The organism is Lysobacter concretionis Ko07 = DSM 16239 (genome assembly GCF_000768345.1).
Classification (GTDB): Bacteria; Pseudomonadota; Gammaproteobacteria; order Xanthomonadales; family Xanthomonadaceae; genus Novilysobacter; species Novilysobacter concretionis.
The window spans coordinates 265,585-288,965 of the sequence record NZ_AVPS01000005.1 but is presented as its reverse complement, the minus strand read 5'-3'; the positions used below and the strand labels follow the sequence as shown (position 1 = coordinate 288,965).

Sequence of the window (23,381 nt, the reverse complement as noted above, 5' to 3'; positions counted from 1 at the left end):
CTGGATTCCCCGATGAGCCACGCACCCCAAATCAAAATTCCCGCCACCTACATGCGTGGCGGTACCAGCAAGGGCGTGTTCTTCCGCCTTGAGGATTTGCCTGCCGCCGCGCAGGTGCCCGGCGCGGCGCGGGATGCGCTGCTGTTGCGGGTGATCGGTTCGCCCGACCCGTACGGCAAGCAGACCGACGGCATGGGCGGCGCGACGTCCAGCACCAGCAAGACGGTGATCCTGTCGCGCAGCGGCAAGCCGGACCATGACGTCGATTACCTGTTTGGCCAGGTGTCCATCGACAAGCCCTTTGTCGACTGGAGCGGCAACTGCGGCAACCTGTCGGCGGCGGTGGGTTCGTTCGCCATCGCCAGCGGTCTGGTGGCCGCGGACCGGGTGCCGCGCGACGGCATCTGCACGGTGCGCATCTGGCAGGCGAACATCGGCAAGACCATCGTCGCGCACGTCCCGATGACGGACGGCGAAGTGCAGGAGACCGGCGACTTCGAGCTGGACGGGGTGACCTTCCCGGCGGCGGAAGTGCAGGTGGAGTTCATGGACCCGGCCGACGGTGAGGGCGCCATGTTTCCGACCGGCAACGTGGTCGACGAGCTGGACGTGCCCGGCGTCGGCACGCTGACGGTGACGATGATCAACGCCGGCATCCCGACCATCTTCGTCAACGCGGACGCCATCGGCTACACCGGCACCGAGTTGCAGGAGGCGATCAACGGCGACGAAAAGGCACTGGCTATGTTCGAGACCATCCGTGCCCACGGCGCGTTGCGGATGGGCCTGATCTCACACATCGAGGAAGCAGCGCAGCGCCAGCACACGCCGAAAGTGGCCATCGTTGCGCCGCCCGCGGACTACGCCGCGTCCAGCGGCAAGGCGATCGCGGCGGGCGACATCGACCTCAACGTGCGCGCGCTGTCGATGGGCAAGCTGCACCACGCGATGATGGGCACCGCGGCGGTGGCCATCGGTACCGCCGCCGCGATTCCCGGCACGCTGGTGAATCTGGCAGCGGGCGGCGGCGAACGCACGGCCGTGCGCTTCGGTCATCCCTCCGGCACCCTGCGGGTCGGCGCGGAAGCCGTCCAGACCGATGACGGCCACTGGAGCGTGACCAAGGCGGTCATGAGCCGCAGCGCGCGTGTGCTGATGGAAGGCCGGGTGCGCGTTCCGGGTGATTTCGACGCTGCCTGAAAAGAGGAGTAGGGCCGGCGCATGTCCGGCCTGACGTCATCGTCCCGGCCGGGCGCCACCTGTTCTGACCTCGATCCGGAAGGCTTCATCCCCTCCGCCGGGAAACAACTGGAAGACGTGCAGCTCATAGCGGTCCTGCTTGGCCACGAACTCGAACTCGTCGCGCGCGTCGCCGACATCGGGAATCGTGATGGCGACGTTCTCCCCGCCCATCAGCCGGACATGCACCGGCTGCCCGCGGCTCACGGCAAGCGAATAGCACTGGATCCCGGGGTCGTCCTCGCGGCCGTGCCCGGGCGCAGTGCCGGACACTTCGGCGGCGTTCTGGCCCGACGGCATCGGGATCGACGTGCACGGGTCCTGCGCGATCGCGCTGAACGACCACAGGCTCGCCGTGCACAGCATGACCAAGGTCCAGTGGCAGCGGGCTTTGCCGGATGAGTCCAGTGACGAGGTTCTCTTCATGCGCACTCCCGGATCCGCTGCGGCCACAGGTTCTCCTGACAACGTTTCCCGCGCCCGTGTGCGGCCATTCGCCGCGACTGCGACCACCCCCCCCCAGCCTTCGGCACTGCGACAGGCGCGGCCAATAGGCTAGAAAGAGGGGTTCGTTATTGCATTGCCCGACCCCCAATTACGGAGATCCGCCTTGAAGAAGACCCTGCTCTTTGCCGCGACCACGATCGCATTGACCCTGGGCGCGCCGTTGGCGGCCAATGCCGGGGACCGTTGCCTGGATGACGCCTGCGACCTGCGCGCGCTGTACGAAGCGCCGGCCACGTCGGGTGGCGCGACCGGGACCGCGACCGGCACCGCCGCCGTCAGCGCCAAGCGTTTCGGCACCTGGGGCATCGACACCGACGGCATGAACCGCGACGTCCGCCCGGGTGCGGATTTCTTCGACTACGTCAGCGGCACCTGGGCGGCGAATACCGAAATCCCGGCAGACAAGTCGATGTACGGCTCGTTCCTGGGCCTGCGCGACCTGTCCGAGCAGCGCGTGCACCAGCTGCTGGAAAGCTATCCGAAGGCCGATCCCGCCACCGGCGGCGACGCCGCCAAGCTGGCCGCGCTCTACCAGGGCTACCTCGACGAGAAGACGGTCGAAGCACTGGATGCCAAGCCGCTGCAGCCCTACCTCGACGCCATCCGCAACGCCAAAGACAAGGACGCGATCGCACGTCTGATGGGTGAAAGCAGTGCCAGCCTGGGCCGCAGCTTCTTCGGCAGCTACGTCTCCGACGACCAGCGCAATCCCGATGTCTACACCCTGTACTTCAGCCAGTCGGGCCTCGGCCTGGGTGATCGGGAGATGTACCTGGGCGAGAAGTTCGCCCCGCAGCGCGAGCGCTACGTCGCCTACATCGCGCAACTGCTGGAGCTGGGCGGCTGGGCCGATCCCAAGGGCCATGCCGACGCGATCATGAAGCTGGAAACGGCCATCGCCCAGGCGCACTGGACGCGCGCGGAAAGCCGTGACCGCGACAAGACCTACAACCCGGTCGTGCTGGCGGAGCTGGACACCGTCGCTCCCGGTTTCCCATGGCAGACCTACCTGGCCGCGGCCGGCCTGGACTACGCGACCGACGGAGTGATCCGCCAGGACACCGCGCTGCCGAAGATCGCCAGCATCTTTGCCGACGCCGACCTGGATACCCTGCAAGCCTGGCAGGCCTTCCACACCATCGACAACGCCGCGCCGATGCTGTCGCGCCGTTTTGCCGACGCCGAGTTCGAGTTCCGCAGCAAGTTCCTGTCCGGCCAGCCCGAGCAGGCGGCGCGCTGGAAGCGGGCGGTCAGCTACACGTCCTCGGCGATGGGCGAGGCGATCGGTCGCGACTACGTCGAGCTGTATTTCCCGGCCGACGCCAAGGCCAAGATGGACGCACTGGTCAGCAACGTGAAGGCCGCAATGGGCGCACGTCTGGACCAGCTGGAGTGGATGAGCCCGGCGACCAAGGCCGAGGCACACGCCAAGCTCAAGGGCTTCGGGCTGAAGATCGGCCACCCGGACACCTGGCGCGATTACAGCGGCCTGCAGGTCGCCAACGGCGACGTGCTCGGAAACGCCGTGCGCGCCGCGCAGTTCGAGTGGGACTACCGCCGCGTGCGCATCGGCAAGCCGGTCGACAAGGGCGAGTGGGGCATGACCCCGCAGACCGTCAATGCGTACTACAACTCGGTCAAGAACGAGATCGTGTTCCCGGCCGCGATCCTGCAGCCGCCGTTCTTCGACCCGGCTGCCGATCCGGCGGTGAACTACGGCGGCATCGGCGGTGTGATCGGTCACGAGATCATCCATGGCTTCGACGACCAGGGCCGCAAGTCCGACGGCAACGGCCTGCTGCGGGACTGGTGGACGGCCGAGGATGCGGCCAAGTTCGAGGTCCAGGCGGCGAAGCTGGGCGCGCAGTACGAGGCCTATGAGTTCCCGCAGCTGCCCGGCATGCACATCAACAGCAAGGTCGCGATGGGCGAAAACATCGGCGACCTGGGTGGCCTGACCATCGCGCTGGAAGCCTACCGGCGTTCGCTGGATGGCAAGGATGCGCCCGTCATCGACGGTTTCACCGGCGAGCAGCGCTTCTTCATGGGCTGGGCGCAGGTCTGGCGCACCCTGTGGCGCGACGATGCACTGCGGCAGCAGCTGGTCAACGGCACCCACTCGCCGGGCCACATCCGCGCCTTCGCCCCGCTGCGCAACATCGATGCGTGGTACGACGCGTTCGGTGTGACCGAGGCCGACGCGTTGTGGGTCGCGCCCGAGGATCGCGTGCGGATCTGGTAACGCGCCAGAAAGAAACGAGGCCGCTTCGGCGGCCTCGTCGCACGACTCCGGAACCGGGCGGAATCGATCCGATCCGCCCGGGTCCCGTCAGTTCAGCAGTTGGAACCCGACCACGGCGGCCAGCACTGCGGCCAGGATGGCGTAGTTGCCGTCATCGTTGCGGCGGCCATAGCGGTAGTGGTCGGAATAGCCGTCCTCGTAGCCGCGCTGGAATCCCTGGCGGAAGTAGTAGTTGTATTCGCCCTGGCTGATGTAATAGCCGTTGTAACCGTAGTTCGCGTCCTGGTAGGCGTAGGCGTTGCGGTAATCGTTGCGCCAGCGGTCCTCCCGGTCGGCGCGGCCGGCGTACAGGCCTTCCTGGTAGCCACGATTTACCGCCTGGCGGATCAGGTCGGCGCCGTAGCGGTTGGTTTCATGCCAGCGACCGGCGTAGCGATAGCGATAGCTCGCCGGCGTGTAGTAGTACGGGTCGTTGTAGTAGTCGTAGTTGCGGACGTTCCAGCTGGCCTGCTGGCGACGCAGACGGTCGTAGTACTCCTGCTGGTAGCGGTACTGATGGATCCGGCGCTGTTGCTGCAGGATGCGGGCGCGCTGGTCGGCCGCATGGCGCTGCTGCACCAGGCGCTCGCTCCGGAACTGGTCGGCGCGGTGGCGTTCGGCGCGGATGCGCTGCTCCTGCTGGTCGCGACTCAGGCGTTGCTGTGATTGGCGACGGTTGTCCTGCCGGTTCCAGTTGCCTTGCTCATCCTGATTGCCCCGGTTGCTCCAGTTGTTGCCGCGCCGGTCATCGGAGCGGTGTTGCGGCTGGGACGCGATCGAGCGGACCGGTCGTTGCGTGGGCTGACGTCGTTGCTGCCCGCGGTGGTCCTGTTCGAAGCGATTCTGTTCGAAGCGATCCTGTTCGACCCGAGGCGCTGGTTGGCTTGTGGCCCAGCGGTCGTGCTGGTTGCGTGGCGATCGAGTCTGCGGTTGCAGCCCGCGCGCGTCATCCGGTCGTCGTGCGGGGCGCTGCTCGTTGGCACGCCGGTGCATTTCGGACCGTGGCTGCGGCCGGGCATCCTGTCGGGCGCGGGATTGGCGCTGCGAATCCCGGTGTCTCGAATCCTGGTGCTGCCTTGCGGGTGGTGCCTCGCGTTGGTGCCTCCTGTCCTGCACTTTCTCGCGCGCTTCGGTGACTCGTTTCTCCCGGTCACTCCTGCGGTCGGACTTCGACTTGGACTGGCTTTGCTCCTGCTGCGCGGGGTCCCGGTTACGGTGTTGACCTTGCGCGCCGGCAGGCAGCGCCAGCCCCAGCAAGAAGACAGCAAGCGCGAGCGGCCACAGGATTTTATGGTGGCAAGAGAGCGTCATGTCGGTTCCTCAGCGATGGGTGCCGACACCTCGGTCGGCCTGCTGCCTACCATTTGGCCGAGGGCATGAATGGCCGCTGAGGGTTTCGGGTCTTGTTCATATGCATGAACAACTGGTCCGGCCAACGACGCCGGAAGCACATGTCCGCTATTCATCCCATGCAGCGTGCATTGGTTGTCACGGGGTTGCAGAAGATCCCGGCTCGCACGGCACAAAAGGAGTGGTTCATGCGCGTGATTGGCGTGGTCGTTGTTTTTCTTCTTGCGGTACTGCAATCGGGTTGCGCCACGATGACCCAGAGCGAGTGCCTGAGCGGCAACTGGGCGCGCGTGGGTTACGACGACGGGGTGGCCGGCTATCCGCCGTCACGGCTCGCAAATCACGAGCGGGCGTGCGCCGCGCACGGTGTCGGCGTGGATGCGCGGACTTACCTGGATGCGCGCGAGCGTGGGCTGGATGTGTATTGCACGCCGTACCGGGGCTTCAGTGTCGGCAGCAATGGCCAGAACTACGCCGGCGTCTGTCCCGTGGGTTTGGAGCGTGATTTTCTGGCCGGCTACGAGGACGGACGTTACGTATACGACGCCCGCCAACTGGCGGATCAGGCCCGGTCGGACGTCAGCTCCGTCGAGTACAGGATCCGCACGCTCCGCAAGGACATCGACAGGACCCGCGACCGCATCGGCAAACCGGATGTCGCGGAGAAGGATCGCGAAACCCTGCGCAACGAGCTTCGCCGACTGCGCGATGACTTGAGACGTGCCGAAGACGACCTGTCGCACGCCGAGCGTCGCCAGCACATGGCGGAGCGGGACCTGGACCACGTGATGCGCCGGTTCGCGCCTGCCTATGGGGGAAGCTGGTGAGTACAGGGCGCTCCCGGGCGGGGCAGGAAACCCGGCGCGACAAGCCTTGTTTCAGTTGTCGACCACGATCGACACAAATCAAGAACGGTAGGGGAAACGTCATGCTTCGATATCTGGCGCGGGTGCGTGATTCCCGCAGCGTTGATTGCGATCCGGTTCGGTCGCGGGCCCGCTCGGACCGGCCGGGGAGCCCGCGCATGCAACGAGCCTTGGCAGGATGGCTCCTGGTGGGGCTGGTCGCGCTCGGTGGCTGCGACTCGCAAAACGCAGGAACGCCCGAGGCGCAGCCGTCCGCTGCGACGGTACCTGCCGCACCGGACGCGTCCAGCCGTTGGACCCAGGACCTGTGGCTGTATGAGCGGGTGTCGACCTTCGACGCGGCCGGTGTGCGGGTCGAGCTGATTGACGAGATTCTGGCCAATCTGCCCGGCGAGCCCGATCCGGCCGTCCCGCTGCCCCACGGCGGCGAATTCCATGCCTACCCGGAACTGCGTCCGTGGCTGTCCGGCCACGACGGTGTCCGGCGCCAGGATGTCGATGTCGTTGCCGGGATCCTTCGCACCCCGGAGGGCGATGGGTTCGCCGTCCTGGCGACCCCGCACGCCAATGTCCAGACACCGATCGGGCTGGATGACAGTGTCGAGATCGACCTGACGTTCCTAGACAAACTGTTGACGCCCGGCGACCCGTTGAGCGTTGACTTCGCGTTCCTGCAGACGTTGCCCGGATCCACGCCGGCAGGCGCGACCAGCCTGGAGGTGCTCGGGCACCGGATGGCCGAAGACCGCGTCCAGTACTACGGTGAAGTCATTGACGGTCAGCCCGTGGCGCTGGTCTACGAGGGGACGCCGGGCACCGCAGTACGCGGCTCTACCCGGATGCGCACGCCTGCCAAGGCCGACCCGATGATGGATGGCTTCCGCAAGGGTGTGCAGGGTTGCCGGGGCGGTCTGCGGTGTGTCCGCAAGTTTTTCCAGAAATTCGGTGGCGGCGCAGCCAGCAGCAACAACTTGATCAACTGCAACCTGGGTGGCTGCACGGATCCCACTCCCTGGCCGCAACCCACCCGCTGTAAAGGTTCCCGATGCGGCAAGGTTCGTGGCGACCCGCATGTCACCACGTTCGACGGCGCGAGGCTGTCGATGCAGGCCGTCGGGGAGTTCGTCGGTGTGCGCACGCCCAAGCTGGAAGTCCAGTTCCGCACTGCGCCGTTGGGAACGTCCCGCACCGTGTCGATCGTGACCGCCGTTGCCATGGACGTTGACGGTGTCCGGGTTGTCCTCGATGCAAGCGATCGCCGTCTGCGCGCCTGGGTGGATGGGGAGCCGGTGGCGCTCAAGCAACGCGGTGAAGAGATGGACCTAGGTACCGGGACGCTCGCGCAGTTCCATCGCGCCGTGCAAGTCGTGACGGCCGACGGCCATCGGATCACCGCAAGCAATCCGGCCCGGGAATCCATCGATCTCACGCTGGAGCTGGCGGATGGTGTCGAAGCAGTCGGCATGTTCGGCAACCACAATGGCGATGCCGATGACGACATGCAGACCCGGGACGGCCACTTGCTGGCGCAGCCGGTCGGCGACATCGATGTCTATCAGCGGTTCGTGCCGTCATGGCGCGTCAGCGATGAGGAGTCGCTGTTTCCCTACGGCGCCGGGGAGTCCACCGCAACGTTCAGCGATTTGACGTTTCCGGATGAATACGTCAGTCGTTCGAGCTTGTCGGCCGCGGCGTTGGCTCGCGCCGAAGCAGTGTGCCGGGAGGCCGGGATCACCGAACAGGCGCTTCTCGACGAGTGCATCTTCGACTATGCCGTTTCCGGGGATATGTCCTTCGTGTGGTCCGCGCGTCGCAGCGCCATGCTGGCGGACGCGACGGCCGGGTTGAGCAACGCGGGTACCGACACCGTGACCGACGCGATGGCGGGCGCCGGCGCAGAGACGACCCTCGGCGCGACCGATCAGGCCAATGGACCGGTCATCAGGCAGGGCCTGACGTGGACCATCCGTCATGGTGCGACCGGCGAGGTTCTCCACGAAGCCGCCGATGCCGGCTCCATCAAGGTGAAGTTGCCGGGTGGCGTGCATGACGTGAGCGTGCAGCGGGTCTCCGACGGGGCGAGGGCTGAGGGACAGGTCAACGTCGCCGGCAATACCACGCTGATGCTGCCGATCGTCGTCGAGCTGGACGCGAGCGTGAAAGCGCCGGAAACCGCCGCGGCCGGCTCCACGGTGTGGGTGGCCTGGACCGGTCCGGACGAGCCGTACGACCACATCTCGGTGGCCAGGCCTGGTGCGGCCGACGACAAGTACGAGAACTACACCCGCACGGAGAAGGGCAATCCGTTGCAGCTGCTGCTGCCCGCGCAGGCGGGCGAGTACGAGGTGCGTTACGTCAGCAACAAGACACACAAGGTACTCGCGCGTCAGCCCATCACCGTCACGGCCATCGAGGCGAGCCTGGACATCCCGGCGACGGCGGTGGCCGGCTCCACGCTCAGGCTGGCCTGGACCGGTCCGGATTACCCCTACGACTACATCTCGGTGGCCACGCCCGGTACGGGGGATGGCAAGTACGTGAACTACACCCGCACCGAAAAAGGCAATCCGTTGCAGCTGCTGTTGCCCGCGGAAGCGGGAACGTATGAAGTGCGTTATGTCCAGAACCAGGGTGACACGGTGCTCGCGCGCGCAACGATCACCACCACGGCCGTCACGGCGAGCCTGGACATTCCCGCGACGGCAGCGGCCGGTTCCACGCTCAGGCTGGCCTGGACCGGTCCGGACTATCCCTACGACTACATCTCGGTGGCCACGCCCGGTACGGGCGATGGCAAGTACGTGAACTACACCCGCACGGAGAAGGGCAATCCGTTGCAGCTGCTGCTGCCGGCGGAGGCGGGAACGTATGAAGTGCGTTATGTGCAGAACCAGGGGGACACGGTGCTCGCGCGCGCGATGATCACCACCACGGCCGTCACGGCGAGCCTGGACATTCCCGCGACGGCAGCGGCCGGTTCCACGATCAGGCTGGCCTGGAGCGGCCCGGATTACCCCTACGACTACATCTCGGTGGCCAGGCCCGGTACGGCCGGCGGCAAGTACGAGAACTACACCCGCACCGGGAAAGGCAACCCGTTGCAACTGCTGCTGCCAGCGGAAGCGGGAACGTATGAAGTGCGTTATGTCCAGAACCAGGGTGACACGGTGCTGGCCCGCGAGACGATCAGCGTGATGCCCGCCAGCAGCCCCTGAGGCTGGCCCGCCGGACAACGACCCCGCGCATTTCACGCGGGGTCGTTGTGAAGGAGCGTAAACCGGCTGGAAACGTACGAAGCGCTATGCTCGCAGGTGTTTCAGACAGGCAATGCGGAGGCTCCCATGGCAACCGGCTGGGCCGGCGATGGCGCCGTACAGGACCAGATCGACGCGACCGTCGAGGATGCAATCAAACGCGCGCGCAGCAAGCTGCCGAAAGGCCCCGGCCTGACGCACTGCGAGGAATGCGATGACGTTATTCCCGAAGCACGTCGTGCCGCGATGCCGGGCGTGCGTCTGTGCGTGCCCTGCCAGGAGGCGCAGGACCGCGAGCAGGCCAGCAGCGGTTACAACCGGCGTGGCAGCAAGGACAGCCAGTTGCGTTGAGTGCCGGCGCAAGCTGCGCGACCGATCCACGGGAGGTCAATCGCGGTCGGTCAGCACATCAAGGGACGGCGGCGCCGGCGTGATGATGGCCGTCGGGTTCTCGCTCCCGTAAGGCCGCAGGTGGCGGCGGACAGTGCGCTGGAAAAACTGGTTGTTGGGAATCTGCAGCACCGAGGCCGCGGCGCCATCGATGGTTTCCTGCAAGGTGGTGTAGACAAGGTTGATGTCGACCACGCGACCCTTCAGCCCGGGCTTGTCACCGCTTTCCAGCACTTCGATGTGGTCGTTCAGGCGGAACGGCCGGGTGGTGAGGATCAGTGCGGTGCAGAAGATGTTGGACAGCACGCTCCAGGCAGCGAAGAACGCCACCGCGCCCACCGCCGCGAATCCGGTGAACGCCGTCCACAGCACCGTTCCGGACACGCCCAGGCGCTCCAGTATCAGCAGCAGCGCCGAGAAATAGATCAGGAAACCCAGCACCCGTCGGCTGCCGACCGTCATTTGCGGCAGCAGGTTGTAGCGCAGGCTCACCCGCTTGATCAGGCGCCGTCCCAGGGCCCGCAGCAGCCATGCCGCGAGCACGATCAACGCAATCTGGCCCAGCGGCAGGATCACATCCAGCCATTGCTGTACCCATTGCGGCAGTTGGTCTTTCATCTGGTCGAGCGATCCGTTGAAGTGGAGATGACAGCGCATCGGAACTGCGAAGGATAGCCGGTCGCCCGGCTTATCCGCCCCGCGTGCGGGTGCATCCGCCGGACAAGCTCAATCGAATCGATACGCCGACACGGTGGTTTCCAGCACGCGGTCGGAGAACACGCGTCGGCCGGCACCGTTGCTCGCGGCCCCGGCGGCGACCATCAGCGGAATCAGGTGTTCTTCGGCCCGTGGCGGATGCGACAGGCGGGCGGCGGGGGTTGCCTGTGCCCACTGCTGCAGGGCGGCGTGGCGTTGAGCGGGTGGAGCCTCGACCGCCCCGGTCAGCCAGCGGTCGAACTCGTCGGATACCGGGCCGAAGCGCGGATCGCCGAAACCGCGCATGTTGTGGAAGCTCATGCCGCTGCCGATGATCAGCACGCCTTCGTCGCGCAACGGCTCCAACGCCTGGCCCGCGTCCAGGTGGGCCGTGGGGTCCAGATCGGCACGCAGTGACAGCTGCACCACCGGGATGTCGGCGTCGGGAAACATCAACTTCAGCGGAATGAACATGCCGTGGTCGAAGCCGCGCCCCGTATCCTGCCCTGCGGCGATCCGCGCCTGGCCGAGCAGGTCGGTGATGCGCGTCGCCAGCATCGGGCTGCCGGAGGCGTCGTAGCGCAACTCGTAGGTATGCGGCGGAAAGCCGTAATAGTCGTAGATCAATTCCGGTTGCGGCGAGCTGGTGACAGTGAACTCCGGCTCGAGCCAATGCGCCGAGACCACGACGATGGCGCGCGGCCGCTGCGGCAGGGTGGCGGCAACGCCCTTGAGGAAGTCCGCCATCCGGTCCCAGGCATCGGCCGGGTTCCAGTTCATGAAAAAACACGGGCCGGCGCCGTGCGGGATGTACAGCGTCGGCATGGCAGTGGCGGATGACGGCATGATCGGTGACGGCATAGTGGGTGACGGCATGGAGGCTTCCCGGATATCGAGTGCGGCTTTGTCGAAGATCGGTCGCGTAGACGATGGCGTAAGCGCTGATGATCGACCCGTTCCGCAAGGTCGTGGCGGTGGGGCAGGTCGACGCCATTTTGCAGCATGACCAGTTTCGACCGATCCTGTCGGGAACGGGTTATTTTGACGTGATCCATCCTGGAAGGCCGGGGATTCAACCACGGCGCGACAGCCATTGGGGGAAGGTTCGTGAAGGAAGAAAAGGTTTACCGGACGTTCCGCGAGTTCTACCCGTTCTATCTGGGCGAGCATGCCAACCGCACCTCGCGCAGGCTGCATTTCGTCGGTACGAGCATGGTGGTGGTGCTGCTGATTGCGGCCTTCATCACCCAGTGGTGGTGGCTGATCGCGGTGGCGCTGGTGCAGGCCTACGCCTTCGCCTGGGTGGGTCATTTCTTTTTCGAGCGCAACCGCCCGGCCACTTTCCAATATCCGTTGCTGAGTCTGCGTGGCGATTGGCGCATGTGGTGGGAGATGCTGACCGGGAAAATCCGGTTCTAGCCAAGGTCCAGCCAACTTTTTTTCCCGCACGCCAAGCGGTTTTCATTGCCGGAACACTCCCTCACGCGCATGGTTCGGAACCTGCGGACGAATGGAGAGCGTGATGCGTTACGAACTCTATTACTGGCCCGGCATTCCGGGGCGTGGCGAGTTTGTCCGCCTCGCGCTGGAGCAGGCCGGCGCGGACTATGTGGACGTCGGCAACGACGAGGCCGCCGGTGGCGTGGAAGCGGTGGAGCGCTTCCTCGACGATGAGCGTGCCGAGCGCCCGCCGTTCGCTCCGCCGTTTCTCCGGGCGGGCCGGGTGGTGGTGGCGCAGGTCGCCAACATCCTGCAGTTTCTCGGCCCGCGTCTGAAACTGGTGGCGGCGAACGAGGCGGACGCGCTCTGGACGCATCAGCTGCAGCTCACCATCACCGACGTGGTGGCCGAAGCGCATGACTCGCACCACCCGCTGGGGCCGGGGGAATATTACGAACAGCAGAAGCCCGAGGCGCGTCGGCGCGCGAAGGCGTTCCGCGAGGAGCGCATCCCAAGGTACCTGGGCTATTTCGAGCGTGTGCTGGCGGGCAATCCCAAAGGCCCCCGGCATCTGGTGGGCGCGCGCCTGTCCTACGTCGACCTGTCGGTGTTCCAGCTGGTGACGGGGTTGCGCTACGCGTTTCCGAAGGCCATGAGGCGGATCGAGAAAGAAGTGCCGAACGTCGTCGAATTGTCCGCGGCGGTGGCGAGGCTCCCGAACATCGCCGCCTATCTGGATTCCGCGCGGCGGTTGCCATTCAACGAAAGCGGGATCTTCCGCCATTACCCGGAACTGGACGGCTGACTCCGCCGTCCGGCCAAGTCAATCGCGGTCGGGCGCAGGCGCTGACATCCGCGCGCAATCCAGGTGCGTCAGGTACAGGCGCAGGTCGAATTCCAGCTGGTGGTAGTCGGGCACCATGTGGGTGCACAGCTGGTAGAAGGGCTTGTTGTGGTCGTGCTCTTTCAGGTGCGCCAGTTCGTGCGCCACGATCATCCTGAGAAACTCCGCGGGCGCGTCGCGGAACACCGTGGCTATGCGGATTTCGCGGCTCGCCTTCAGCCTGCTGCCTTGCACGCGCGACACCGTAGTGTGCGTGCCCAGCGCATGGCGCACCACCTGCAGCCTGTTGTCGAACACCACCTTGTTGAGCGGTCCGGTCTTGCGCAGGTAGCGGTCCTTCATGGCGACGGTGTATTCGTACAGCGCATTGTCGTTGCGCACGCTGTGCGGCTGGTCGTACCGGGTGCGCAGCCAGTCGCCGAGGCGGTCGCGGGCGATCAGTTCGCGGACCTGTGCGAGAACGTTTTCGTTGTAGCCGGCCAGATATTTCAACGTGGTCATGGCGGGCACGATACGGCAGTCTTTGCGCTAGAGTCTGCGCACCGATGGCACCCGTGCGGATCCCGATGTCGAACAAGAAAACCACCCCTTCCAGCGAGGTGCTCGACCGCATCGTCGCGCAGGCCCGGCGCGATGCCGCGCAGCGTGAAAAGGGATATCGCGAGCGGGCGCTGAAGATGTACCCGTGGATCTGCGGGCGGTGTGCGCGGGAGTTCACCCGCGCCAACCTGTCGGAACTGACGGTGCACCACCGCAACCACGACCACGACTACAACCCGCCGGATGGCAGCAACTGGGAGTTGCTGTGCCTGTATTGCCACGACAACGAGCATTCGCGTTACGTGGATTACACCGGTGGCAGTGCCCTGGATGCCGAGGACAAGCCAGCCGCCGCCACCGGCAATCCGTTTGCGAACCTCAAGTCGTTGCTGAAGCGCGAATAGATGCGGGCCGCTGGGCGGCCAGCATCGATCAGCCGCCGCGCTCAGGAAGCCTTGTCCGGGAACTGCTTGGCGATTGCCGCTGCGAGCGCATCGGAAATCACGTCCATGTGCGCCTGCATTGCGGCCCAGGTATCGGCTTCGGCGGCCGTGTCGCCAGCCATGATCTGGGTGATCTGCGCATGGTGATGTTCGACGTGGGCGACCATCAGGCCGTTGACGGTGTCCTCGGGCAGGTTCGGGTTCGCGCTGGCGAGGAACTTGGCGATCTCACCGGCATTGGCAATCGCATCGTCCATGCCCTTCTGCACGCCGGCGGCGTCGCCCTTGCTGGCGGCATCGGTCATCTCTTTCACGCCCGTCCAGTGGCCGCTCAGCAGGCGCAACATCTCGGCGCCACCGGCATCGCCGTAAAAGCTCGCCACCGCGGCCGATATCGCCTTGGCATTGGTCACGACATCGTTGGCGGCCGCATCGGCCTCGCTCTGGTTGCCGTCCTTGACCGCCATTGCATAGGCGCGGGTCTTGTCGATATGGCCGCGCCACAAGGCACGCATGTCGGCCTGCAGTTTGGGGGCGGCCGGGGTTGCGGTGGGCTCGGCTGGGGCGGCCTGCTCACTGGGTTGGGTAGCCGGTGCAACCGGAGCCTGCGCCGTGGGTTCGGTGGGGGTTTGGGCGGTGCACGCGCCAGCCAGCAGTGCGAGTGACGCCGCCAGTGCGGTGAATATGGGCTTCATGACGATCTCCAGGGACGGCCGCGCACGCAACCATTGCGTCTGCGGTATGTCCCACTCAGCGCCGACCGCCGTCAAATTTGTGTGACCTCGCCGAGGGGCCGGTGGCGTTGACTGACTCGCAAGACCGCAATGGATGCCCCGGCGCGATTGCCTGCAGGGCTCGAAACTTCCTTCACCCCGTCTACCGTACAATCATCTTCTACTTGTTTTTCAATAGGTTGGACCCATCTTCTCCACTGACTCCGGACGTCCTGCGTCCGGATTTCCTTGATCAAAACGAGGTGCCTGATGCATTCGCTTATCGACGACTTTGCCGATCATGTCTTCCATAATCCGGTCGGTCCTTGCCTGTCGCTGTACCAGCCGACCCACCGCAGCCACCCGGACAAGGGCCAGGACGGGATCCGTTTCGGCAATCTGGTGAAGGCCGCCGAAGCGTTGTGGCGGGAGCGCTATCCCGGCCAAGACCCCGAGCCGGTGATGGCGAATCTGCGCAAGCTCGGCGAGGAGCGCAATTTCTGGAACCACACGCTGGATGGCCTGGCCGTGCTGGCATCGCCGACGCTGTTCCGGGTGTACCGCCTGCAGCGGCCGGTAACCGAGTTGGCCATCGTCGCCGACAGTTTCCACATCAAGCCATTGCTGCGGATCGTGCAGTCGGCCGACCGCTACCAGGTGCTGGCGATCAACCGGCACACGGCCAAGCTGTTCGTGGGCAACCGCGACGCGCTGGATCCTTTCGAGGCCGGCGATGATTTTCCCGCCACCTTGCAGGCTGTGCTGGGTGAAGACCCCTTGCGCGGGCGTCCGGCGGTGTGGTCGCGCGGAGCGTCAGCGTCGGCGGCCGGCGTGCGCGATGGCCAGGTCGAGAAGGGCAGCCTGGTCGATGCCGATACCGAGCAGTTTTTCCGCGCGGTGGACCGTGCGGTGGCCGAACAGTTCTCCCGCCCGTCGCGCCTGCCGCTGATGCTGGCCGCGTTGCCGGAGCACCAGAGCATGTTCCGCAAGCTCAGCCACAATGCCTTCCTTCTGCCGCAGGGGATCGACACCCATGCCGATGCGATGAGCCTGGAGACGCTCCGCGAGCGTGCCTGGCAGGTCATGGAACCCCGATACCTGGAGCGCCTGGCAGGCCTGGTCGACATGTTCCACGCCGCCCGGGCGCGCTGGTTGGCCAACGACGATATCGCCCAGGTGGCGCGCAGCGCGGTGTCCGGCCGGGTGTCCACCTTGCTGGTGGAGGCCGACCGGCAGGTGTTCGGCCGGATGGACACCAGCGACGGCGCGGTGGAGTTTGCCGGTGCCGGTGAGCGCGATGCCGACCTGCTTGACGACATCGCCGAGGTCGTGCTGTCGAACGGCGGCCAGGTCGTGGTGGTCCCCGGCCCGCGCATGCCGACGACGACGGGGCTGGCGGCGATCTACCGGTTCTGAGGCAGCGCGTTCCGGGGTCAGGTGCAGTGCCGGGGCAACTCGGCATTGCGCTGGAATTCGAAGATCAGCCGGGTCTCGATACGGGATACCTCGGGTCGCTCGGTGAATGCCGCCAGGGCGAAATCGCGCAGATGGGCGCTGTCGCCCACGCCGACGTGGACGAGGAAATCGTCCGCGCCGGCGACGTGGTAGAACGCCAGCACTTCCGGCAACCCGCGCAGGTGGGCGTGGAAACTGTCGAGCAGGGCGCGCGAGTGCTGCGCCAACCGCACCGATATCAAAGCCTGCAAACCGATACCGATCGCCTCCGGTGCGATCTCGGCATGGAAGCCCTGCAGCACGCCCGCTTCGCGCAGCCGGCGGATCCGTTCCAGTGCGGTCGACGGCGCAATGCCGGCCCGTTCGGCCAGATCCTTGTTCGGCAGCCGGGCATTCTTCCGCAACAGGCGCAGAAGGTCGAAGTCGATTCGATCAAGGGTCATGGATATGGCCTTTCAGGAAATATCATTCGGTGGTGAGTTTAGCGGCCGCATGAGCTTCTAGGATGGTGGCTGATTCCGAATGGAGTGCGGCATGTCCCATCTCGATACCCTGACCGTCCACGCCGGCCGCGAGGATTTCGGCAAGCTCGGCGTGCACGCCCCGCCGATCGACCTGTCCACGACGTATCCGGTCGCCGATCTGGCGGTGGGGACCGCCAGCTTCGATGCGCTGGTCGGTGGCGATGCCAGTGCCCCGAACCCGATCTATGCGCGGTTGCACAACCCGACGGTGGCGCGGGTCGAGCAGGCGTTGGCGCAACTGGAAGGCAGCGAAGCCTGCGTGGCGTACGGGTCGGGGATGGCGGCGCTGACGGCGTTGCTGATGAGTGCGCGCATGCGGGGCGGGCATGTGCTGGTGGTGCGGCCGCTGTATGGCACGTCCGACCACCTGCTGGTCAGCGGCATGACCGGGCTGGAGGCCGAGTTCGTCGAGGCCGGCGAGATCGCCACCCGCAAGCGTGCCGACACCGTGCTGGTGGTGATCGAGACGCCCGCCAATCCGACTCTGGGGCTGGTGGATATCCGCGCGGTCGTTGCGGCTGCCGGCGATGTACCCGTGGTGGTGGATTCGACCTTCGCCACCCCGGTGCTGCAACGGCCGATGGAGCTGGGTGCGACCTACGTGTTGCACAGTGCGACCAAGTTCCTCGGCGGCCACGGCGACGTGATCGCCGGCGTGGTGTGTTGCAGCGAGGAGAACGCGAAGGTGTTGCGCCAGGTGCGCGCAGTCACCGGCGCGCTGTTGCATCCGCTGGCCGCCTACCTGCTGCACCGTGGCCTGCCGACGCTGACCCTGCGGGTGGAGCGCGCCCAGCACAACGCCGGCATCCTGGCGCAGCGGCTGGCGGCGCATCCGAAGGTCGCGCGGGTGTTCTATCCGGGCATGGGCACGGTGGCCGGCGATGGCCTGCTCGCCAGCCAGATGCGTGGCCCCGGTGCGTTGCTGGCTTTCGAACTGCACGGCGGGCACGCCGCCGCTGCCGCAGTGATGAGCCGTGTGCGCCTGATCACGCCCGCCGTCAGCCTGGGATCGGTGGACAGCCTGATCCAGCACCCGGCAGGTCTGACCCACCGCGTGCTGGACGAAGCCACGCGGCAAGCCTGTGGCATCACCGCCGGCCTGTTGCGCCTGTCGGCCGGCATCGAGCATGTCGATGACCTGTGGGCGGACCTGGAGCAGGCGCTGGACCTGGAGCAGGCGCTGGATCTGGAGAAGGCCTGAACAATCGCCGTCGTCCCGCGAAGGCCTTCGATCTGGTTCCGCCTTCGCGGGAATGACGGGTCGCGGCACGCCGGGCCTCAGCACGTCCGTGCCGGGTAGGGGATCATGACGGTTCGCTGCCGGCTGGTCGGTGGCGACGCCATCATGGAGTCGTGAACTTGAAGCTTTCCGAACAGATCGTCCTGGTAACCGGCGCCGGCCGCGGGCTTGGCAATGCGATTGCGTGCGCCTTCGCCGCTGAAGGCGCCAGGGTGGTGGTCAATTACCGCGCCAGCCGCGAGGCGGCCGAGACGCTGTGCCGCCAGATCGGCACCGATCGCGCGCTGGCGCTGCAGGCCGATGTCACCGATGCCGCGCAAGTGGCGGCGATGGTCGCCGCGGCACACGCGCATTTCGGCGCGCCGGTCACCACCGTGGTCAACAACGCGCTGGCGGATTTTTCGTTCGATGGCGATGCCCGCGCGAAGGCGGAGCAGATCGGCTGGCAGCAGTTCTCGGCGCAGTTCGAGGGCAGCGTGCGCGGCGCGCTCAACATCATCCAGTCCGCCATCCCCGGCATGCGCGAGCGCGGCTTCGGGCGGGTGATCAATATCGGCACCAACCTGTTCCAGAACCCGGTGGTGCCGTACCACGACTACACCGCCGCCAAGGCCGCGCTGCTGTCGCTGACCCGCACGATGGCGGCCGATCTCGGCCCGCTCGGCATCACCGTCAACATGCTGTCGGGCGGCCTGCTGCGTACCACCGATGCCAGCGCTGCGACGCCGGAGGCGGTATTCGACCTGATCGCGGCCAGCACACCGCTGCAGAGCGTGACGACGCCGGCCGAGTTCGCCGATGCGGTGCTGTTCTTCGCATCCCCGTGGTCGCGCGCGGTGACCGGCCAGAACCTCGTGGTCGATGGCGGGCTGGTCAAGGATTGAGTGCCGCCGGCGAACCGGCCGGCCACTCGCAACAGGAGACGGAAATGGAACGGCATCTCGATTATCAGAAAGTGGCACCCGGCGCGTTCAAGGCGATGCTCGGGGTGGAGGGTTACGTGCGCGGTTCGGGACTGGATCCGATGTTGCTGGAACTGGTCAAGATCCGCGTGTCGCAGATCAATGGCTGCGCATTCTGCCTGGACATGCATGCCCGCGAGGCGCGCGCCGCCGGCGAGACCGAGCAGCGTCTGCATGTGCTGGCCGGGTGGCGCGAGGCGGATCTCTATACCGATGCCGAGCGCGCCGGCCTGGCCCTCGCCGAGGCGGTGACGCTGCTGGCAACGCGGGAGATCGGCGACGAGGTCTACCGGCAGGCCCGCGAGCACTTCGGCGACAAGGGCTGTGTCGACCTGGTCATGGCGATCATCGCGATCAACAGCTGGAACCGGCTGGCGGTGACTTTCCACGTGCCGATTGCCGCTGCAGCGGATTAGGCGTCGCGACGTGCGATATTGAGCCAGGTGCCGAGACTTGCGCCAGCACCTCACAACCTTCGTCAGGCGGCGTCGATGACGGTCAGCGGGATCTCGCGGTCGTAGCGGTGGGCGTAGGCCTCCCGCTCGCTGCGGCAGTAGCCGCTGCCCATGGTGAATTTGCGGCAGATCGCGGGCCGCTGCTCGTAGATGCTGCAATGCATGTGCTTCTGGTCGATCGCCACGCACCAGCCGTCCTCGTCGCGCGCCATCACTTCCAGCCCACGCTCGGTGCGCTCCACCAGATGGCGCGGGACGGGGTCGTCGGGCATCACCACCACCGTCAGCCGGCAGCAGACCGCGTCGCACTGACTGCAGGACACGTCGGGGTCGACCACCTGGTCGCTGTCGTCGTACCGGTACGTCGCGGCGCTCATTGCCGCGATACGCCAGCAGAGGGCATGGCGATGGCGCTGCGGCGGTAATGCAGCAGGCGGCCGCGGAACGGCGGGATGTCGTCGTCGTCCATCGGGCCGCGTTCCTCGCTGGCCTCGAACCCCTGCAGCGCCAGGGCGCGGCTGAAGGGCGCGCTGTTGCCGCGGCCGGGGTCGGTGATCAGCACCTCGGCGGCGGCGTGGGTATGCCGGCCGATGAGGCTCGCGAGCATCTCCGCGTGGTCGCGCTCATACAGCACGTCGCTGCCGATCACCAGGTCGAACAGGCCCAGGGTCGGCAACGGCACGCCCCAGCGCAGCTTGCGGTAGGCCACCGACGGCAGCGCATTCAGTGCCGAGTTGTACGCCAGGAAGGGTTCTGCCAGCGGGTGCATGTCGCTGGCGATGACGTCCGCGCCACGGCGTTGCAGCACCAGGCTGGCCAGCCCCAGTCCGCAGCCGATTTCCAGGATGCGCTTGCCGACGATGTCGAAACTGCCCATTGCATTGGCCAGCAACCGCCCGGCCGGCCAGACCTGGCCGAACAGGCACCATTGCGCCGATGAGATGCCGAGCCGTTCGGCACGGCCGTCGGGATCGGAAAACTGCTGGTGATCGCTCAGCGAGCGGATGCGGTAGTCGTGTCCGCCAAGGCGGAGGCGCTGTTGGCGCGTGGTGTAACCAGGCATGGGGACTCCCGGGGTATGGCGCCACCCGTGAAGCAGGGTGATGACGCATGAAGGGAGCGGACTTGGTGCCAGTAAGTTGGCCGCGAGGGTGGCATGTGGACGAACCCTGCCGCGCACCATTCTACGCGCTACCGGCAGCCGGCATCGGGCCCAGCCGGTGGGAAATGCACGAAGTCCTATACTCCCGGTCCCGTTCACTGACCTGTTGGAGGGGCCCGATGCCCGATATTCCCGCCTGCACCCAATGCGGCCTGGAAAATACCTACCCCGATGGCGACCACTACGTCTGCGCCGATTGCGGCCACGAATGGCCGATCACCCCGGATGCCAATACGGCCGACACGATGGTGGTCAAGGACGCCAACGGCAACACCCTCAACGAAGGCGACACGGTGACCGTGATCAAGGACCTGAAGGTGAAGGGTTCGTCGATCCCGCTGAAGCAGGGCACCGTGATCCGCAACATCCGCCTGGTCGAGGGCGACCCCGAGAACATCGAAGGCAGCTCGGACAAGATCAAGGGGCTGGTGCTGAAGACCTGCTTCCTGAAGAAAGCCTGATTCGAGAGGGGCGAATCGGCACTGGAAAAGCCGGTACCGCCCGGTGCATCGCGCGTTGTGCTTCCACAGACAACGCGCGTGCCATGACAGCAGGCGGGCGATGCGCAAACAGCGCGCATCCGCACAACCGCTCTGCGGAAAGCGCGTTAGCATTGCGACCATGCGCAACCGTACCGATTCCGAGCCTGCCGACCCCGCCGATCAAGCGGCCGGCAGCGCATCCGAAGAACTGGCCAATGCGTTGACCCACGGCCTCGGCGCGACGGCCGCACTGGCCGGCGGAGCGGTCCTGATCACCCTGGCCGCGCTGCACGGTGACCCCTGGCAACTGGCTGGCGCGATCGTGTTCGGCGTGTGCCTGCTGCTGCTGTATGTCGCCTCGACGCTGTACCACGCGGTGCGCCACCCGGTGGCCAAATCGCGCTTGAAGGTGTTCGACCATTGCGCGATCTACCTGCTGATCGCCGGTACCTATACGCCGTTCACCCTGATCGGCCTGCGTGGGCCATGGGGCTGGTGGATGTTCGCCACCATCTGGACGCTGGCGCTGGCGGGGGTGGTGTTCAAGCTGTTCTTCACCGGCCGCTTCAAGCGTTTGTCGACGATGATCTACATCGCCATGGGCTGGCTGGTGGTGGTCGCCATCAAGCCGATGTGGGGTGCGCTGGATGGCTGGACGCTGGGCTGGCTGTTCGCCGGCGGCGTCTTCTACACCGCAGGGACGTTTTTCTACCACCGGCCGTCATTGCGCTACTCGCACGCGATCTGGCACATGTTCGTGCTCGGTGGCAGCCTGTGCCACTACGTCGCGGTGATGATGCACGTGATCTGAGGACGGCAGCCGCGTCGACCTTGCAACCGGAGACGCACGATGTTGTGGGAAGGCCTGACTGCCACGCGTGACCTGGGGCGGGTGTACGACATCGCCTCGATCCTGATCCGTTACGGATTCGGCGACATGGTCGGCCGGCTGGGTCTCGCACGCCTGCTGTCCGGGGCGGGCAGGGTGTTGCCGCTGGGCCATATCGAGGAGCTGGTGGCGCTGCCGACGCCGGTCCGGGTACGCCGGGCGCTGGAGGAAATGGGCCCCAGTTTCGTCAAGCTGGGTCAGGTGCTGGCGACCCGTGTCGATCTGTTTTCACCGGAGTGGATCGCCGAGTTCGGCAAGTTGCAGAACCAGGCGCCGGAAGTGCCGTTCGCGGCGATCAGGGAGCAACTGGTCGATGATCTGGGTGCGCCGCCGGAAGAGGTGTTCGCCTGGCTGGACCCCCGGCCGCTGGCCGCCGCGTCGATCGCCCAGGTGCACCGCGCGCGGCTGCACGACGGCAGCGAAGTGGTCATCAAGGTGCGGCGGCCGGGCATCCGGCGCGTCGTGGAAGCCGACCTGCGGCTGCTGCAACGGGCCGCGCAGGCGATCGAGGCGCGGTTTCCGGAGTTGCGCCAGTTCCAGCCCACCGGCGTGGTGCGGCAGTTCCGGATATCGCTGACGCGGGAGCTGGATCTGGCGGCCGAGTGCCGTCACGCCGAGCGCATCGCCGCCAGCTTTTCCGGCCATGACGAGATCGTGGTGCCGGGGGTGCACTGGGACTACACCGGCGCGCGGATGAACGTGCAGGACTTTGTCGATGGGATTGCGGTGTCGGATGTCGCGGCACTGGAGGCGGCCGGGCTGGACCGCCGGTTGATCGCCCGGCGCGGTGCCCAGGCGGTGCTCAAGATGATGTTCGAGGACGGCTTTTTCCACGCCGATCCCCACCCGGGCAACGTGTTCGTGCTGCCGGAAAACCGCATCGCATTGATCGATTACGGCATGGTCGGTCGCCTGTCCGATGCCCGCCGCGCGCAGGTGGTCGGGCTGCTGGACGCGATGGTGTTGCGCGATGCGGAGCGGGTGACGGACGTGTTGCTGGATTGGACCAACCAGCCACGGGTCGACGAGGCGCAACTGGCGCAGGACGTGGATGCGCTGGTCGACCAGTACCACGGTGTTCCGCTGGGGCAGCTCAATCTGGCGGCGATGCTGATCGACGTCACCGCGCTGCTGCGTGCGAACCGGCTGGTGCTGCCGGCCGACCTCGCGCTGCTGATCAAGGTGTTCGTGACCCTGGAAGGCCTCGGGCGCAACCTGGACCCGGATTTCGACATGGCCGGGGAGGCCGCGCCGTTCCTGCGCCGGGCCATGCTGGCGCGCTATTCGCCCGGCACGCTGGCGAAGGACGGGTTGCGTGCCCTGGCCGATACGGCCGGCATCCTGTCGGTGCTGCCGCGCGACATCCGGCGGCTGCTGCGCTCCGCGCGCGGCGGCAACCTGAAGCTGCGGGTCGATGTCGAACGGCTGGAGCAGTTCGGCGTCCAGGTGAACCATTCGGCGAACCGGCTGACGGTCGGCGTGGTGCTGGCGGCCCTGATCGTCGGCTCGTCGATTGCGCTCACCGTATCCGGCGGCCCGACCTTGCTTGGCCTGCCGGCATTCGGCCTGCTCGGGTTCGTGGGCGCTGCGATCGCCGGCGCATGGCTGGTGATCTCGATCTGGCGCAGCGGCGGCGGGAAGTAGCGTTG

General features: G+C 66.4%; 25 protein-coding genes. 16 read left to right on the top strand and 9 right to left on the bottom strand.

Features of this window, described 5'->3' with window-relative positions; translation table 11 throughout:
- Positions 1-12 precede the first annotated feature (12 nt).
- Entirely contained in the window at positions 13-1,200 is a 1,188-nt protein-coding gene (prpF, locus tag N792_RS07770; protein WP_036193877.1) for a 2-methylaconitate cis-trans isomerase PrpF, read from the top strand.
- Positions 1,201-1,236: 36 nt separating this feature from the next.
- Here the strand turns inward: prpF and N792_RS07765 are convergent, their stop codons facing one another.
- Positions 1,237-1,665, bottom strand: a complete 429-nt coding sequence (locus N792_RS07765; protein WP_156969341.1) for a hypothetical protein — start codon at positions 1,663-1,665, stop codon at positions 1,237-1,239.
- Positions 1,666-1,849: 184 nt separating this feature from the next.
- Between N792_RS07765 and N792_RS07760 the strand changes: the two genes are divergently transcribed.
- Positions 1,850-3,988 carry a M13 family metallopeptidase gene (locus tag N792_RS07760; RefSeq protein ID WP_036193875.1) on the top strand — a complete coding sequence of 713 codons (2,139 nt, stop codon included), beginning with the start codon at positions 1,850-1,852 and terminating at the stop codon, positions 3,986-3,988.
- A gap of 87 nt (positions 3,989-4,075) precedes the next feature.
- Here the strand turns inward: N792_RS07760 and N792_RS13445 are convergent, their stop codons facing one another.
- On the bottom strand, positions 4,076-4,606 hold the full coding sequence (locus N792_RS13445; protein WP_052103706.1) for a hypothetical protein: 531 nt from the start codon (positions 4,604-4,606) through the stop codon (positions 4,076-4,078).
- A gap of 120 nt (positions 4,607-4,726) precedes the next feature.
- Here N792_RS13445 and N792_RS07750 point away from each other — a divergent pair, with 120 nt between their 5' ends.
- The 4 genes from N792_RS07750 to N792_RS07735 all read left to right on the top strand — a co-directional run bounded on the left by N792_RS07750 (position 4,727) and on the right by N792_RS07735 (position 9,848).
- Positions 4,727-5,407: a hypothetical protein gene (locus tag N792_RS07750; protein WP_036193874.1), complete on the top strand. Its 681-nt coding sequence runs from the start codon at positions 4,727-4,729 to the stop codon at positions 5,405-5,407.
- Positions 5,408-5,442: 35 nt separating this feature from the next.
- On the top strand, positions 5,443-6,204 hold the full coding sequence (locus tag N792_RS07745) for a DUF2799 domain-containing protein (RefSeq protein WP_084105542.1): 762 nt from the start codon (positions 5,443-5,445) through the stop codon (positions 6,202-6,204).
- Entirely contained in the window at positions 6,201-9,458 is a 3,258-nt protein-coding gene (locus N792_RS07740) for a VWD domain-containing protein (protein WP_156969339.1), read from the top strand. Before N792_RS07745 ends, N792_RS07740 begins: the two co-directional genes overlap by 4 nt.
- A 126-nt stretch (positions 9,459-9,584) precedes the next feature.
- Positions 9,585-9,848, top strand: a complete 264-nt coding sequence (locus N792_RS07735; RefSeq protein ID WP_036193871.1) for a DksA/TraR family C4-type zinc finger protein — start codon at positions 9,585-9,587, stop codon at positions 9,846-9,848.
- Positions 9,849-9,884: 36 nt separating this feature from the next.
- On the opposite strand, the gene N792_RS07730 is transcribed toward N792_RS07735, so the two are convergent.
- Together N792_RS07730 and N792_RS07725 are read right to left on the bottom strand one after the other, a co-directional pair.
- On the bottom strand, positions 9,885-10,505 hold the full coding sequence (locus N792_RS07730) for a mechanosensitive ion channel family protein (RefSeq protein WP_036194026.1): 621 nt from the start codon (positions 10,503-10,505) through the stop codon (positions 9,885-9,887).
- A gap of 108 nt (positions 10,506-10,613) precedes the next feature.
- The gene (locus N792_RS07725) at positions 10,614-11,459 is read right to left on the bottom strand and encodes a DODA-type extradiol aromatic ring-opening family dioxygenase (protein WP_224743927.1); all 846 of its coding nucleotides are present in this window, start codon (positions 11,457-11,459) and stop codon (positions 10,614-10,616) included.
- 231 nt (positions 11,460-11,690) lie between these two features.
- On the opposite strand from N792_RS07725, the gene N792_RS07720 reads away from it, so the two are divergent.
- Positions 11,691-12,002, top strand: coding sequence for an Mpo1-like protein (locus N792_RS07720; protein ID WP_052103699.1), 312 nt, complete (start codon positions 11,691-11,693; stop codon positions 12,000-12,002).
- A gap of 103 nt (positions 12,003-12,105) precedes the next feature.
- Positions 12,106-12,828, top strand: coding sequence for a glutathione S-transferase (locus N792_RS07715; protein ID WP_036194024.1), 723 nt, complete (start codon positions 12,106-12,108; stop codon positions 12,826-12,828).
- A gap of 18 nt (positions 12,829-12,846) precedes the next feature.
- On the opposite strand, the gene N792_RS07710 is transcribed toward N792_RS07715, so the two are convergent.
- Entirely contained in the window at positions 12,847-13,368 is a 522-nt protein-coding gene (locus N792_RS07710; RefSeq protein WP_036193869.1) for a M48 family metallopeptidase, read from the bottom strand.
- 65 nt (positions 13,369-13,433) lie between these two features.
- On the opposite strand from N792_RS07710, the gene N792_RS07705 reads away from it, so the two are divergent.
- Positions 13,434-13,811: a YajD family HNH nuclease gene (locus N792_RS07705; protein WP_036194023.1), complete on the top strand. Its 378-nt coding sequence runs from the start codon at positions 13,434-13,436 to the stop codon at positions 13,809-13,811.
- Between the two features lie 41 nt (positions 13,812-13,852).
- On the opposite strand, the gene N792_RS07700 is transcribed toward N792_RS07705, so the two are convergent.
- The gene (locus N792_RS07700) at positions 13,853-14,545 is read right to left on the bottom strand and encodes a hypothetical protein (RefSeq protein WP_052103697.1); all 693 of its coding nucleotides are present in this window, start codon (positions 14,543-14,545) and stop codon (positions 13,853-13,855) included.
- A gap of 288 nt (positions 14,546-14,833) precedes the next feature.
- Between N792_RS07700 and N792_RS07695 the strand changes: the two genes are divergently transcribed.
- Entirely contained in the window at positions 14,834-15,979 is a 1,146-nt protein-coding gene (locus tag N792_RS07695) for a baeRF3 domain-containing protein (RefSeq protein WP_036193868.1), read from the top strand.
- A 17-nt stretch (positions 15,980-15,996) separates the two neighbouring features.
- Here N792_RS07695 and N792_RS07690 read toward each other — a convergent pair whose 3' ends face one another.
- Positions 15,997-16,461, bottom strand: coding sequence for an Lrp/AsnC family transcriptional regulator (locus N792_RS07690; RefSeq protein ID WP_036193867.1), 465 nt, complete (start codon positions 16,459-16,461; stop codon positions 15,997-15,999).
- 91 nt (positions 16,462-16,552) lie between these two features.
- Here N792_RS07690 and N792_RS07685 point away from each other — a divergent pair, with 91 nt between their 5' ends.
- The 3 genes from N792_RS07685 to N792_RS07675 all read left to right on the top strand — a co-directional run bounded on the left by N792_RS07685 (position 16,553) and on the right by N792_RS07675 (position 19,160).
- The gene (locus N792_RS07685) at positions 16,553-17,743 is read left to right on the top strand and encodes a trans-sulfuration enzyme family protein (protein WP_036194021.1); all 1,191 of its coding nucleotides are present in this window, start codon (positions 16,553-16,555) and stop codon (positions 17,741-17,743) included.
- A gap of 158 nt (positions 17,744-17,901) precedes the next feature.
- Entirely contained in the window at positions 17,902-18,666 is a 765-nt protein-coding gene (locus N792_RS07680) for a 3-oxoacyl-ACP reductase (protein WP_036193866.1), read from the top strand.
- Positions 18,667-18,710: 44 nt separating this feature from the next.
- Positions 18,711-19,160, top strand: coding sequence for a carboxymuconolactone decarboxylase family protein (locus N792_RS07675; RefSeq protein ID WP_036194020.1), 450 nt, complete (start codon positions 18,711-18,713; stop codon positions 19,158-19,160).
- Positions 19,161-19,222: 62 nt separating this feature from the next.
- On the opposite strand, the gene N792_RS07670 is transcribed toward N792_RS07675, so the two are convergent.
- Positions 19,223-19,576: a YkgJ family cysteine cluster protein gene (locus N792_RS07670; RefSeq protein ID WP_052103695.1), complete on the bottom strand. Its 354-nt coding sequence runs from the start codon at positions 19,574-19,576 to the stop codon at positions 19,223-19,225.
- Positions 19,573-20,262, bottom strand: a complete 690-nt coding sequence (locus N792_RS07665; RefSeq protein WP_036193864.1) for a class I SAM-dependent methyltransferase — start codon at positions 20,260-20,262, stop codon at positions 19,573-19,575. Before N792_RS07665 ends, N792_RS07670 begins: the two co-directional genes overlap by 4 nt.
- A 218-nt stretch (positions 20,263-20,480) precedes the next feature.
- Between N792_RS07665 and N792_RS07660 the strand changes: the two genes are divergently transcribed.
- The 3 genes from N792_RS07660 to N792_RS07650 all read left to right on the top strand — a co-directional run bounded on the left by N792_RS07660 (position 20,481) and on the right by N792_RS07650 (position 23,376).
- The gene (locus N792_RS07660; protein WP_036193863.1) at positions 20,481-20,822 is read left to right on the top strand and encodes a zinc ribbon domain-containing protein YjdM; all 342 of its coding nucleotides are present in this window, start codon (positions 20,481-20,483) and stop codon (positions 20,820-20,822) included.
- Positions 20,823-20,982: 160 nt separating this feature from the next.
- Positions 20,983-21,654: a PAQR family membrane homeostasis protein TrhA gene (gene trhA / locus N792_RS07655; RefSeq protein WP_036193862.1), complete on the top strand. Its 672-nt coding sequence runs from the start codon at positions 20,983-20,985 to the stop codon at positions 21,652-21,654.
- A 42-nt stretch (positions 21,655-21,696) separates the two neighbouring features.
- The gene (locus tag N792_RS07650; protein WP_036194018.1) at positions 21,697-23,376 is read left to right on the top strand and encodes an ABC1 kinase family protein; all 1,680 of its coding nucleotides are present in this window, start codon (positions 21,697-21,699) and stop codon (positions 23,374-23,376) included.
- The last annotated feature ends 5 nt before the right edge of the window (positions 23,377-23,381 follow it).